Below are 12,888 nucleotides of genomic sequence, written 5' to 3'. Positions count from 1 at the left end.
TCCAGGTACGGGAGTTGGGTGCCTGCGGGGATGGGGGCGGGGGCAGCGCCCCCGCCCCCATCCCCGCAGGCACCCAACTCCCGTACCTGGAAGACCGATTCATCCCCGCCACCCAAGCCGGGGATACCGCCACACCAGGAGGGCGCCAACAAGCCACAGCGACTGGATCGCGCCCAAGATCAATTCTGTGACGTAGGCCTCACGTCACCCCGGCCTGCGAGCCGGCAGGGCAGCCACACATCGAGGGCATCCCGCACCCGTGACCGGGACAACCGCGCACCCCGGACAACCGCGTGACACAGGCAACAACGTGACGAAGACAACGAAAGACCCCCGGTCTCCGGATTTCTCCGGAGACCGGGGGTCTCATCTGTGCGCGAGGGGGGAGTTGAACCCCCACGCCCTTTCGGGCACTGGAACCTGAATCCAGCGCGTCTGCCTATTCCGCCACCCGCGCATGGGTGCTGTCGGTTGATCCTCTCACGCGATCCGGGGTGTTCCGTCCGGGTCTTGTGCGAGCGCCTGCCGACATCCAGAACATTAGCACGCTGTCGGGGGTGTCTTCACACGCCTTTCCCCCGGTCCCCGCCCCGCGGGGGCCTCCGGGCGGCACCCCGCCGTGCCTCGGGCATTGGCCGAGCACTGCCCCGAGGGTTCACACTCGCGGTAGCCGCAACCGGAGCGTGCGCACCGGCCTGCCTCCGGGCCGGCCGGAAGGGCAGGCTCCGTGCCACGACCGACTCCGGGCCCCGCCCGGCCGGATCGGTGGGCGGTTGCGGGACACTGTCTTCGGGGCACATCTACGATCGCAGTGCACGAGCAGTGGACAAGGAGCAGACAAGCACCGGGCAACCCTGTGAGGGGCGACACTCGTCCTCAAGGCGGGAAAGGGGAACCAGCCGATTTCCCTACGCGTGGATACGATCAGTAAGCAGTATCAGGACGACTCGACCAGGACGACCCCGACGAAGACTGAGGAAGGAGGTGCCCCGTGGGAGTACTGAAGCGTTTCGAGCAGCGTCTCGAAGGTCTCGTCAACGGCACCTTCGCCAAGGTGTTCAAGTCCGAGGTACAGCCCGTGGAGATCGCCGGCGCCCTGCAGCGCGAGTGCGACAACAACGCCACCATCTGGAACCGCGACCGCACCGTCGTCCCCAACGACTTCATCGTCGAGCTGAGCACCCCTGACTACGAGCGGCTGAGCCCCTACAGCGGGCAGCTCGGCGACGAGCTCTCGAGCATGGTCCGCGACTACGCGAAGCAGCAGCGCTACACCTTCATGGGCTCGATCAAGGTCCATCTGGAGAAGGCCGACGATCTCGACACCGGCCTGTACCGCGTCCGCAGCCGCACGCTCGCCTCCAGCTCGTCCCAGGAGCCCTCGGGCCCGGCGGCCGCCCAGCGCGCCGCGGCCATGCCCCGCGGCGGCCAGCCCGGCGGCGGGCACGTCAGCGCGCCCCCCATGCCCTCGTCCCCACCTCCCGGCGGCGCACAGCCCGCACCCCGTACGGCACCCCCCGGTGCCGGACCGCAGCCCCACGCGCAGACGCGGCGCTGGATCGAGATCAACGGCACCCGCCACCAGATCTCGCGCCCCACGCTCGTGCTGGGCCGCAGCACCGACGCCGACGTACGGATCGACGACCCGGGTGTCTCCCGGCGTCACTGTGAGATCCGGGTCGGAACGCCCCCCATGATCCAGGATCTGGGCTCCACGAACGGCATCGTGGTGGACGGGCAGCACACCACTCGCGCTAATCTCCGCGACGGCTCGCGGATTGTCGTGGGCAGTACCACCATCGTTTACCGGCAAGCCGAAGGGTGAAGCGGGGAGCATGTCAGAGCTGACCCTCACGGTCATGCGGTTGGGTTTCCTCGCCGTACTGTGGCTGTTCGTCATCGTGGCCGTTCAGGTCATCCGCAGCGATCTGTTCGGCACGCGCGTCACACAGCGCGGTGCCGCCCGGCGCGGCGGGCAGGAAGCACGTGCGCAGCGCCAGGCGGCCGCGCCGCCGCCGCAGCAGCGCCGCCAGGAAGGCGGCCGCGGCAACAACCGCCAGCGCCGCGGAGCCCCCACCAAGCTGGTGGTCTCCGAGGGCTCGCTGACCGGTACCACCGTCGCCCTCCAAGGCCAGACCATCTCTCTGGGCCGTGCGCACGACTCCACCATCGTGCTGGACGACGACTACGCGTCCAGCAGGCATGCCAGGATCTACCCGGACCGTGACGGCCAGTGGATCGTCGAGGACCTCGGTTCCACCAACGGCACGTACCTGGACCGGACCCGACTGACGACCCCGACACCGATTCCGCTGGGAGCCCCGATCCGCATCGGCAAGACCGTCATCGAGCTGCGGAAGTAGTACGACAATGAGCGAGCGGAGCGAGCGAGCCGCGACGGTCCACTCGACGGACCTCGGTGTGCTCCCGACCGGAGGGTGGGCAGTGTGGCTCGACGAGACCGGCTGTACCCCGAGCCGACGGGTGAGGTGCGCATGAGTCTGTCACTGCGCTTCGCCGCCGGATCGCACAAGGGCATGATCCGCGAGGGCAACGAAGACTCCGGCTATGCCGGGCCACGACTGCTCGCCATCGCCGACGGCATGGGCGGCCAGGCCGCCGGTGAGGTCGCCTCCTCCGAGGTGATCTCCACCCTCGTCCAGCTCGACGACGACGTCCCCGGCTCCGACCTGCTCACCTCGCTGGGGACGGCCGTCACGCGCGCCAACGACCAGCTGCGGGTGATGGTCGAGGAGGACCCCCAGCTGGAGGGCATGGGCACGACCCTGACCGCCCTACTGTGGACCGGACAGCGGCTCGGCCTGGTGCACGTCGGCGACTCGCGCGCCTATCTGCTGCGCGACGGCGTACTGACCCAGATCACCCAGGACCACACCTGGGTGCAGCGGCTGGTCGACGAGGGCCGGATCACCGAAGAGGAAGCCACCACCCACCCGCAGCGGTCACTGCTGATGCGGGCGCTGGGCAGCGGCGATCATGTCGAGCCCGATCTGTCGATCCGCGAGGTGCGGGCCGGCGACCGGTATCTGATCTGCTCGGACGGGCTGTCCGGGGTCGTCAGCCACCAGACGCTGGAAGAGACCCTCGCCAGCTACCACGGGCCGCACGAGACGGTGCAGGAGCTGATCCAGCTCGCCCTGCGCGGCGGCGGACCCGACAACATCACCTGCATCGTCGCCGACGTCCTGGACGTGGACGGCAACGACACCATGGCCGGGCAGCTCAACGACACCCCGGTCGTCGTCGGTGCCGTCGCGGAGAACCAGCACCAGCTCAGCGACCCGAGCACGCTGCAGACGCCCGCCGCCCGGGCCGCCGAGCTCGGCCGGCCGGGTGGGCACCCGGCGCCCGGTGGCGCCTTCGGGCCGCCCGGCAGCGGCGATACGGAGGTCGGCGGGCCGCCGCAGGGCTCGTTCGGCGCGTTCATGGACGAGGACTTCGTCAAGCCCCGTCCGCGCGGACGGTGGATCAAGCGGTCCCTGTTGATCGCGCTGGCGCTGGCGGTCGTCGGCGGCGGGCTCTACACGGGCTACCGCTGGACGCAGACCCAGTACTTCGTCGGCAGCAAGGACGACCACATCGCGCTCTACCGGGGCATCAGCCAGGACCTCGCGTGGATAAAGCTCAACGGCGTGGACGAGGATCACCCCGAGATCGAACTCAAGTACCTGCCGCTGTACCAGCGCAACCAGGTCAAGGAGACGATCGCGGTCGACAACCGCTCCCAGGGCGGCGAAAAGGTCTCCGAGCTGAGCCGGCAGGCCAACGCCTGCCGCAGCAAGGAACAGCGCGAGGCCGCCGAGCGCGAGGCCGCCCGGCACCCCAGCAAGCCCCGGACGGGCACGTCACCCAAGCCCGGTACGCCGTCCTCGTCCGCATCCCCGAGCACCCGGCCCGGATCCAACGACAGAACGGACAGGAACAGCGGCACCAGCACGGCGGGCACGCTCGCCGCGCCCGTGTCCCCGTCTCCCAAAGCCACTCCCAGCCAGGCCCCCTCCGAGGAACAGCTGAAGCTGGAAAAGAATTGCAGCACCCAGCAGTGAGGGCGTAGGGGGCCGTAGATCTCATGAGCAGCAGTACCACCAACACCACCACTATCGGCACGATCGGGGCCCCGAGCCGCCGCAACACCGAGCTGGCGATGCTCGTCTTCGCGGTGCTGATCCCGGTGTTCGCGTACATCAACGTCGGCCTGGCCAAGGACGGTTCGGTGCCGGCCGGTGTGCTGGGCTACAGCCTGGGCCTCGGCCTGCTGGCGGCCGTCGCGCATCTCGTCGTCCGCAAGTGGGCGCCGTACGCCGACCCGCTGATGCTGCCCATCTCCACCCTGCTCAACGGCCTGGGCCTGATCTTCATCTGGCGGCTGGACCAGGAGCACTCGCTGGGCAAGGCGATGGCGCCCAACCAACTGATGTGGTCGACGTTCGGTGTCGCGCTCTTCCTGGGCATCCTGATCTTCCTCAAGGACCACCGTGTCCTGCAGCGCTACACCTACATCTCGATGGTGGTCGCGCTGGTGCTGCTGGTGGCGCCGGTGTTCTTCCCCGGGGTCAACGGCGCGAAGATCTGGATCACGATTCCGGGTCTCGGCTCACTGCAGCCCGGTGAGTTCGCGAAGATCATCATCGCGATCTTCTTCGCCGGCTATCTGATGGTGAAGCGGGACGCGCTGGCGCTGGCCAGCCGCCGCTTCATGGGGCTCTACCTCCCGCGCGGCCGCGACCTCGGCCCGATCCTCGTCATCTGGGCGCTGAGCCTGATGATCCTGGTCTTCGAGACCGACCTGGGTACCTCGCTGCTCTTCTTCGGTCTGTTCGTCGTGATGCTGTACGTCGCGACCGAGCGCACCAGCTGGATCGTGTTCGGTCTGCTGCTCAGCGCGGGCGGCGCGGTCGCGGTGGCGACGTTCGAGTCGCACGTCCAGATCCGTGTCCACAACTGGCTCAACCCGCTGGAGCTGTCCAACGGCGGTGTCACCGAGACCGCCCAGGCGATGTACTCCTTCGGGTCCGGCGGCATCCTCGGCTCCGGTCTGGGCCAGGGATACTCCCGCCTCATCCAGGGCATCGCGCCAAAGAGCGACTACATTCTCGCCACCGTCGGCGAGGAGGTCGGTCTCGCCGGTCTGATGGCCATCCTGCTGCTCTACGGCCTGCTGATCGAGCGCGGTATCCGTACGGCGCTGGCCGCCCGTGACCCGTTCGGCAAGCTGCTGGCGATCGGCCTGTCCGGCGCCTTCGCCCTGCAGGTCTTCGTCGTCGCCGGTGGCGTGACCGGCCTGATCCCGCTGACGGGTATGACGATGCCGTTCCTCGCCCAGGGTGGCTCGTCCGTGATCGCCAACTGGGCACTCGTCGCCATCCTGCTGCGGATCAGCGACACCGCGCGCCGCCCGGCGCCGGCCCCCGCCCCGTCCACCGACGCCGAGATGACCCAGGTGGTCCGCCCGTGAACAAGCCCCTGCGCCGGGTCGCGATCTTCTGCGGCCTGCTCGTCCTCGCTCTGCTGGTCCGCGTCAACTGGGTGCAGTTCGTCGAGGGTGACCAGCTCAAGAACGACCCGCACAACCGCCGGGTCGCCATCGAGCGCTACAGCACGCCGCGCGGCAACATCATCGTCGACGGCAAGGCAGTCACCGGCTCCACGACCACCGACAGCGGCGACTTCAAGTACAAGCGCACGTACAAGAACGGCAAGATGTGGGCGCCGGTCACCGGCTACGCCTCGCAGGCCTTCGACGCCAACCAGCTGGAGAAGCTGAACGACGGCATCCTCACCGGCACCGACGACCGGCTCTTCTTCAGCCGCACGGTCGACATGTTCACCGGCGGCAAGCAGAAGGGCGGCGACGTGGTGACCACGCTCAACGCCAAGGCCCAGAAGGCCGCCTTCGACGGGCTCGGCAACCAGAAGGGCGCGGTCGCCGCGATCAACCCGGAGACCGGGGCGATCCTGGCGCTGGCCAGCACCCCGTCGTACGACCCCTCGTCGTTCGCCGGGATGAGCAACAAGGACGCCGAGGCGTACAACGCGCTGCAGAAGAAGAACGACCCCGACGAGCCGATGCTCAACCGGGCGCTGCGCCAGACCTACCCGCCCGGCTCCACCTTCAAGGTCGTCACGGCCTCGGCGGCCCTGGAGAACGGTCTCTACAACGGCGTCGACACCAAGACCAACTCGCCGCTGCCCTACACGCTCCCCGACACCTCGGGCATCGAGCTGAAGAACGAGGGCAACATCCCCTGCAAGGACGCCACCCTGCGGGAGGCGCTGCGCTGGTCCTGCAACACCGTGTTCGGCAAGATCAGCGCCGACCTCGGCAACAAGAAGATGAAGGCCGAGGCGGAGAAGTTCGGCTTCAACGACCCGGGCATCAACACCCCGGTCCGCGCCTCGGAGTCCATCTTCCCCGAGGACAACCGGCCGCAGAACGCGATGGCGGGCATCGGCCAGGCCTCCAACCGCGCCACGCCGCTGCAGATGGCCATGGTCGCCTCGGCGGTCGCCAACGGCGGCAAGCTGATGAAGCCGTACATGGTCGACCAGCTGGTCGCGCAGAACCTCAATGTCGTCCAGCAGCACACGCCGCAGGAGATGAGCCGGCCGCTCAGCCCGGAGAACGCCCAGAAGGTCCAGAGCATCATGGAGACCGTCGTCAAGAACGGCACGGGAACCAACGCTCAGATCCCCGGCGTCACCGTCGGCGGAAAGACCGGTACGGCGCAGCACGGCGAGAACAACAAGGACAATCCGTACGCCTGGTTCATTTCCTACGCGAAGACCGACAAGGGCACCCCCGTCGCGGTCGCTGTCGTCATTGAGGGATCCGACACCCTCCGCGACGACATCGCCGGCGGCAAACTCGCTGCTCCGGTCGCAAAGCGCGTGATGGAGGCAGTACTCGAAGGCCAGAAGTGATACGGATCACGCCAATACCGGTCACGTATCAGGTTGCGGCTCCGGCCGGATCCGGTAAGGCGTGCCGGGTACGGTATGCCCGGACAGCACACCGCCGGACCACACACCGGTGCGGTCGGGACTGACGGAGAGGGCTGGAGAAGCTTATGGAAGAGCCGCGTCGCCTCGGCGGCCGGTACGAGCTGGGCTCGGTGCTCGGCCGCGGTGGGATGGCCGAGGTGTACCTCGCGCATGACACCCGCCTGGGCCGCACCGTAGCTGTGAAGACGCTGCGGGTGGATCTCGCCCGTGACCCGTCCTTCCAGGCCCGGTTCCGCCGTGAGGCCCAGTCGGCCGCCTCGCTGAACCATCCGTCGATCGTCGCGGTCTACGACACCGGCGAGGACTACGTCGACGGCGTCTCGATCCCGTACATCGTGATGGAGTACGTCGACGGCTCCACCCTGCGTGAGCTGCTGCACTCCGGAAGAAAGCTGCTGCCCGAGCGTTCGCTGGAGATGACCACCGGTGTCCTCCAGGCGCTGGAGTACTCCCACCGCGCCGGCATCGTCCACCGCGACATCAAGCCCGCCAACGTCATGCTGACGCGCACCGGCCAGGTCAAGGTCATGGACTTCGGCATCGCCCGGGCCATGGGCGATGCCGGGATGACGATGACGCAGACCGCGGCCGTCATCGGCACGGCGCAGTACCTCTCTCCCGAGCAGGCCAAGGGTGAGCAGGTCGACGCCCGCTCCGACCTGTACTCCACCGGCTGTCTGCTCTACGAGCTGCTGACCGTCCGGCCGCCGTTCGTCGGTGATTCGCCGGTCGCGGTGGCCTATCAGCATGTCCGTGAAGAGCCGCAGAAGCCGAGCAACTTCGACCCCGAGATCACGCCGGAGATGGACGCCATCGTCCTGAAGGCGCTGGTCAAGGACCCGGACTACCGCTATCAGTCGGCGGACGAGATGCGCGCCGACATCGAGGCGGCGCTGGAGGGCCAGCCGGTCGCGGCGACCTCCGCGATGGGCGCGGCCGGCTTCAACCAGGACCAGCCGACCACGATGCTGCGTCCGCAGGATCCGGCCGGCCAGACCTCCATGCTTCCGCCGATGAACCCGGACGACGGGGGCTACGGCTACGACGACCGCGGCGACCGGCGGCGCGGTGGCGGCCAGAAGAAGAGCAACACCTCGACGATTCTTCTGGTGCTGGCGGCCGTCCTCGTCCTGATCGGTGCGATCTTCATCGCCCAGGCGATGTTCACCAAGGGCAACAAGGGCGGTACGACGCCGGTGCCCAACCTCGTCGGCAAGACCCTCAAGGAAGCCAAGGCGTTCGGGCAGAACGGCAGCTTCAAGGTCGCCGAGGGGGGCCGCAAGGCCTGCAACAACGTCAAGAAGGGCCAGGTCACCGAGCAGCGCCCGGAGGCCGGCGGAGAGATCCAGAAGAACGACACGGTCACCGTCACGCTGTGCTCCGGTCAGGAGCAGATCTCGGTGCCCAGTGTGACGGGCCTCACCGAGGCCGAGGCGCGCTCGGATCTCCAGGACAAGGGCTTCACCAATATCGAGAGCAAGCCCGTGGTCTCCGACCGCGATCCCGGTACCGTCGCGGACCAGGACCCGAAGGCGAACTCCAAGAAGACCAAGAACACCAAGATCACGCTGTCCATCGCCACGGAGAGCCCGAAGGTGGGGGTCCCGGACGTCACGGGGCAGGACGCCGCCGCGGCGGAGCAGCAGCTGAAGGCCCAGGGCTTCGAGGTCACCAAGACCGAGCAGGAAGTCAGCGACCCCAACCAGGTCGGCAAGGTGCAGACCCAGAGCCCGGAGGGCAACACCCAGGCCAAGAAGGGCTCCACGGTGAACCTCACGGTCGGCAAGGCGGGCGCACAGACGCCGGTGCCGAGCGTGGTCGGCCAGACCGTGAAGGACGCCAAGAAGACGCTCCAGCAGGCCGGCTTCAAGAACATCCAGTTCGCCGGCGGCAGTGCGACGGACGACAACGCCCGCGTGGTCACTCAGGACCCGGCGGCACAGACGCCGTCCGACCCCGCGAACACCACCGTCACGCTAACCACCATCGGCGGCGGGGGCGGGGGCGGTAACGGCGGCAATGACGGCGGTGGCGGCATCTTCGGCGGACCGTTCGGAGGCTAGCCGGTCCGTACCGACGAGGCAGCACAGAGCCCCGGCACCTGGGAAGGGTGCCGGGGCTTTGCGTTGTCCGCAGACGCCGGGCCGGGGGGGGCACGCCGGCCGCGGGCCGGGGGCTCGCCGGGAGCCGGGGCGGCAGGCGGGATGCAGGGCCGGCCCCCGGCCGGCCCCGGACCGGCCGGCTAGCGGAGCTCCTTCGGGGGTGTGCGGTCCGCGTCGACCTTCTCGGTGCGGACCAGCTCGCCCCAGACGATGTAGCGGTAGTTCGAGGTGTAGACCGGGGTGCAGGTCGTGAGGGTGATGTAGCGGCCCGCCTTGTGCTTGCCGGCTTCCTTCGGGACCTCGTCGAGGACGTCCACGTTGTACTTCGAGGTCTCCGGGAGCGTCGCGAAGACCTTGTAGACGTACCAGGTGTCCTTGGTCTCGAAGACGATCGGGTCGCCGTCCTTGACCTTGTCGATGTTGTGGAACTTCGCGCCGTGGCCGTCGCGGTGCGCGGCGAGGGTGAAGTTGCCCTTCTTGTCCTTCGGCAGCCCCGACTTGACCGGCTTGGTGTAATAGCCGGCCACGCCCTCGTTGAGGACCTCGGCGTCGGTGCCCTTCTTGACCAGCACGTCGCCGTTGTCCATCGCCGGTACGTGCAGAAAGCCGATGCCGTCCTTGGTGTCGAGCTCCCCCGGCCCCTTGGGCCCGCTGCTCGCCCAGTGCTTGCGCACCTGGTCGCCCTGCTGGTGCGCGGCACGGTCGGCGAGGACATTGGTCCACCACAGCGAATACGCGACGAACAGTCCCAGGATCAGCCCGGCCGTGATCAGCAGCTCACCGATGACGCTGACGACGGACGCGACGGCTCTGCGCGCCCGTCGCGGCGTGAGTGGCGGCGCGGACCGGTCGCGTTCCTGGTCGTTTCCGGTGGCAGTCACCGCGTAGCACCCCTCTTTTGTTCACTCAGCCGGTGAGCGCATCCGGTTTGCCCTTGCTCCGCGGCCGCTCGTCGACCATCTTGCCCCAGACGATCATCCGAAAGGTACTGGTGAACTCCGGGGTGCAGGTCGTCAGCGTGATGTAGCGGCCGGGGCCGGTGAAGCCCGAGCCAGGCGGTACGGGGCCGATCACGCTGGTGTTGCTCGGCGAGGTCTGCGGGAGGATGCTCTCCATCTCGTACGTGTAGTACGAGCTCTGCGTCTCAACGACGATCTTGTCGCCCTTGGTGAGCTTGTTGATGTAGCGGAACGGCTCGCCGTGGGTGTTGCGGTGGGCGGCCACCGCGAAGTTGCCCTTCTTGTCCCAGGGCATCGCCGTCTTGATCCCGCTGTTCTTGTCGTAGTGACCGACCATGCCGTGGTCCAGCACGTTGTGCTTGTCGATGCCCTCGGCTATCGGAGCCTTCACATCGAGCTTGGGGATATACATGATCCCGAAGCGCTCGCCGTCCGCGAGGTTCTTCTTCTCGCCGCCGCCGCTGTCCCACTCGTGCTGAAGGTTGGTGGCGGCGCCCCCCGCCTCCTCCTCGGCCCGGACATTCGTCCACCACAGCTGATAGGTGACGAAGAGCAGCATCAGCACGCCAAGGGTGATGAACACTTCGCCCAGCGCGCGGCTGGCAATCAGGCTGGGGCTGTCCTTGGCGGCTCGGGCGGCCCGCCGGGCCTCGACCCGGGACGTGGGCGCAGCGGCAGCGGAGTCGGCGGCCGTCTCAGCGGCCGCTGTGGTGCCGGCCGTCCCGCCGTGGCGCCCCCGCCGACCGCCGCGCTTGGCGGCTTCCTGAGCGGCCTTGCGTCGGGCCGCCCTGCCGCCTGTGGACGTAGGCTCTGCCGCCGTTTCACGTGAAACCCTCGCCTCGGTTTCACGTGAAACGGTGTCGCCGTCGGGCTTCTCGGCCTGCCGCAGGGCCATGGTCTCGTCGTCGTTCCGCCAGGGCGCGGGGGCGGGTGCGGCGGCCGGAGCCGGGGCGGGGGACACCGGGGCCGCCGGCGCGGCATAGGGCCGGGTTATCGACTCGGCCGAGACGGGGCGGGGGGCGGCGCCGTAACCCTGGCCCGGGGCGGCCGCGGGAGGCTCGTACGGCTGCCGGCCCGGCCGTGAGCGGTCCGGCTCCAGATGCGGGCGGAACCACGGTGAGCCGTGCTGTACGCCCTCCTGCGCGGGCTTGCCCCGCCGGCGCCCCCGGCCCGGCTGGCCGAAGGGAGGGGGCGCGGGTGCCGGGCTCGCGCCACCCGGCAGCGGATCGTTCAGGGGGTCGTTGAGCTTCCCTACCGCCTCCTCGAAGGCGTCGGGCTGCCCATGGGGCTCCTGCGGCCCGTACGGGCCCTGTGCCGCGTACGACCGGTCCGGATCGTAGGGCTCGTGGGAACTGCCTTCACGCTCGGGGCGCAAGGCGGTCACGCGCCGGCCTTGCCGACCACCGGGGCCAGCCCCGTCGAGCGCTCCACCGCCCCCTCATCGCCGCATTCGACGAGCCAGTTGGCCAGCATCCGGTGCCCCCACTCCGTCAGGACCGACTCGGGGTGGAACTGCACGCCCTCGACCGGTAGTTCGCGGTGCCGCAGGCCCATGATGATCCGTCCGCCGGGGACGTCCTCGGCCTCCGTCCAGGAGGTGACGAGCAGGTCGTCGGGGACGGTGTCCGGCTCGACGGCCAGGGAGTGGTAGCGGGTGGCGGTGAACGGCGTGGGCAGCCCGGAGAAGACGCCGGCGCCCTCGTGGACGACGTGCGAGGTCTTGCCGTGCAGCAGCTCGGGAGCGCGGTCCACCACACCGCCGTAGGCCACCGCCATCGACTGCATGCCCAGGCAGACACCGAAGACCGGGACGCCGGTCTCCGCGCAGTGCCGGACCATCTCGACGCAGACACCGGCCTGCTCGGGAGATCCGGGTCCGGGCGACAGCAGCACCCCGTCGAAGCCGTCCTGAGCGTGCCGCGGGGCGACCTCGTCGTTGCGCAGCACCTCACACTCGGCACCGAGTTGGTAGAGGTACTGGACGAGGTTGAAGACGAAGCTGTCGTAGTTGTCGACGACGAGAATCCGTGCGGTCATCGGACGGCTGCCATCCCTTGGTCGACAGTGACGTCATTGAAGGGGAGCAGCGGCTCCGCCCACGGAAAGACGTACTGGAAGAGTACGAAGACGACCGCCAGCGCGAGCACCAGGGAAATCAGCGCCTTCACCCACGTGTTGCCCGGCAGATGCCGCCAGATCCAGCCGTACATGCTGTCGCTGTCCCCTTGCCGATGCCGATGACGATGTCGTTTGCGAGACCAGAGTAAGGGGCGAGGGCGGGCGCTGGTGGGTCAGCCGGTCAAAGCCGATGGCCTTCCCTGTGCCGCGGGTTGGGTGGCATCCAGGTGTGCCCAGGCGATCAGCCGGTGGCTGTGGCCCCATTCCGGCTCGCAGGTCGTCAGCGTGAGATACCGCCCGGGGCCGTGGAAACCGGACTTCCGCGGCACGGGGTCGATCACGCCGATATCGCCGGGCAGCGTCGTGTAGGGCCGGTTGTCGATGCGATAGGTGAACCAGGTCGTGCCGTCGGTGAGCACCACGGCGTCGCCGGGGCGCAGCCGTGGGAAGTCCTTGAACGGGTCGCCGTAGGTGCGGCGGTGCCCGGCGACGGAGAAGTTACCGAGCGCGCCGAGGTGCGCGGTGCGGTCGTAATGGCCCAGTCCACGCTTGAGGACGCTGGCCGCGGTGCCTTCCAGGACGGGCTTGGCCCAGTCGGGACCGAAGCGCGGGATGTACATCACGGCGAAGGAGGCGCCTGGTGCGTAGCCATGGGACGGCGCGGCCGGGGTGGGGCTGTCGTCGGG

General features: G+C 68.8%; 11 protein-coding genes and 1 tRNA gene. 6 read left to right on the top strand and 6 right to left on the bottom strand.

Translation table 11 applies throughout. The features are described 5' to 3' along the window. Positions 1–373 precede the first annotated feature (373 nt). Positions 374–457: transfer RNA gene (locus EST54_RS30410), tRNA-Leu, on the bottom strand. 534 nt (positions 458–991) lie between these two features. Between EST54_RS30410 and EST54_RS30405 the strand changes: the two genes are divergently transcribed. The 6 genes from EST54_RS30405 to pknB all read left to right on the top strand — a co-directional run bounded on the left by EST54_RS30405 (position 992) and on the right by pknB (position 9,086). Further along, complete coding sequence (locus tag EST54_RS30405; RefSeq protein ID WP_129250922.1) at positions 992–1,825, top strand: FhaA domain-containing protein; 834 nt, start codon at positions 992–994, stop codon at positions 1,823–1,825. 10 nt (positions 1,826–1,835) lie between these two features. Beyond that, positions 1,836–2,363, top strand: coding sequence for an FHA domain-containing protein FhaB/FipA (locus EST54_RS30400; protein WP_129250921.1), 528 nt, complete (start codon positions 1,836–1,838; stop codon positions 2,361–2,363). Positions 2,364–2,495: 132 nt separating this feature from the next. Then, a complete protein-coding gene (locus EST54_RS30395) occupies positions 2,496–4,067 on the top strand; it encodes a PP2C family protein-serine/threonine phosphatase (RefSeq protein ID WP_129250920.1) in 1,572 nt (523 codons plus the stop codon). 23 nt (positions 4,068–4,090) lie between these two features. Beyond that, complete coding sequence (locus EST54_RS30390; RefSeq protein ID WP_129250919.1) at positions 4,091–5,476, top strand: FtsW/RodA/SpoVE family cell cycle protein; 1,386 nt, start codon at positions 4,091–4,093, stop codon at positions 5,474–5,476. After that, entirely contained in the window at positions 5,473–6,942 is a 1,470-nt protein-coding gene (locus EST54_RS30385) for a peptidoglycan D,D-transpeptidase FtsI family protein (RefSeq protein WP_129250918.1), read from the top strand. The genes EST54_RS30390 and EST54_RS30385 overlap by 4 nt, the downstream gene beginning before the upstream one ends. A 146-nt stretch (positions 6,943–7,088) precedes the next feature. After that, a complete protein-coding gene (gene pknB, locus EST54_RS30380; RefSeq protein ID WP_129250917.1) occupies positions 7,089–9,086 on the top strand; it encodes a Stk1 family PASTA domain-containing Ser/Thr kinase in 1,998 nt (665 codons plus the stop codon). A gap of 179 nt (positions 9,087–9,265) precedes the next feature. Here pknB and EST54_RS30375 read toward each other — a convergent pair whose 3' ends face one another. From EST54_RS30375 to EST54_RS30360, 5 genes are all read right to left on the bottom strand, one after another. Continuing rightward, a complete protein-coding gene (locus EST54_RS30375; RefSeq protein WP_129250916.1) occupies positions 9,266–10,006 on the bottom strand; it encodes a class E sortase in 741 nt (246 codons plus the stop codon). A 25-nt stretch (positions 10,007–10,031) separates the two neighbouring features. Continuing rightward, positions 10,032–11,468, bottom strand: coding sequence for a class E sortase (locus EST54_RS30370; RefSeq protein ID WP_129250915.1), 1,437 nt, complete (start codon positions 11,466–11,468; stop codon positions 10,032–10,034). Continuing rightward, the gene (locus EST54_RS30365; protein WP_129250914.1) at positions 11,465–12,121 is read right to left on the bottom strand and encodes an aminodeoxychorismate/anthranilate synthase component II; all 657 of its coding nucleotides are present in this window, start codon (positions 12,119–12,121) and stop codon (positions 11,465–11,467) included. The genes EST54_RS30370 and EST54_RS30365 overlap by 4 nt, the downstream gene beginning before the upstream one ends. Next, complete coding sequence (locus EST54_RS34800) at positions 12,118–12,294, bottom strand: hypothetical protein (protein ID WP_006604449.1); 177 nt, start codon at positions 12,292–12,294, stop codon at positions 12,118–12,120. Before EST54_RS34800 ends, EST54_RS30365 begins: the two co-directional genes overlap by 4 nt. Before the next feature lie 81 nt (positions 12,295–12,375). Next, the coding region (locus EST54_RS30360; RefSeq protein WP_135796910.1) for a class E sortase at positions 12,376–12,888 on the bottom strand (513 nt) is incomplete at its 5' end.

Source organism: Streptomyces sioyaensis (assembly GCF_004122735.1).
Taxonomy (GTDB): Bacteria; Actinomycetota; Actinomycetes; order Streptomycetales; family Streptomycetaceae; genus Streptomyces; species Streptomyces sioyaensis.
The sequence above is the reverse complement of the archived record's forward strand: the minus strand, read 5'-3'. Positions and strand labels throughout refer to the sequence as shown.

Coding starts and splice junctions, on each gene's coding strand:
- EST54_RS30400 (WP_129250921.1), top strand. CDS start 1,836: ATGTCAGAGCTGACCCTCACGGTCATGCGGTTGGGTTTCCTCGCCGTA.
- EST54_RS30395 (WP_129250920.1), top strand. CDS start 2,496: ATGAGTCTGTCACTGCGCTTCGCCGCCGGATCGCACAAGGGCATGATC.
- EST54_RS30390 (WP_129250919.1), top strand. CDS start 4,091: ATGAGCAGCAGTACCACCAACACCACCACTATCGGCACGATCGGGGCC.
- pknB (WP_129250917.1), top strand. CDS start 7,089: ATGGAAGAGCCGCGTCGCCTCGGCGGCCGGTACGAGCTGGGCTCGGTG.
- EST54_RS30365 (WP_129250914.1), bottom strand. CDS start 12,121: ATGACCGCACGGATTCTCGTCGTCGACAACTACGACAGCTTCGTCTTC.
- EST54_RS34800 (WP_006604449.1), bottom strand. CDS start 12,294: ATGTACGGCTGGATCTGGCGGCATCTGCCGGGCAACACGTGGGTGAAG.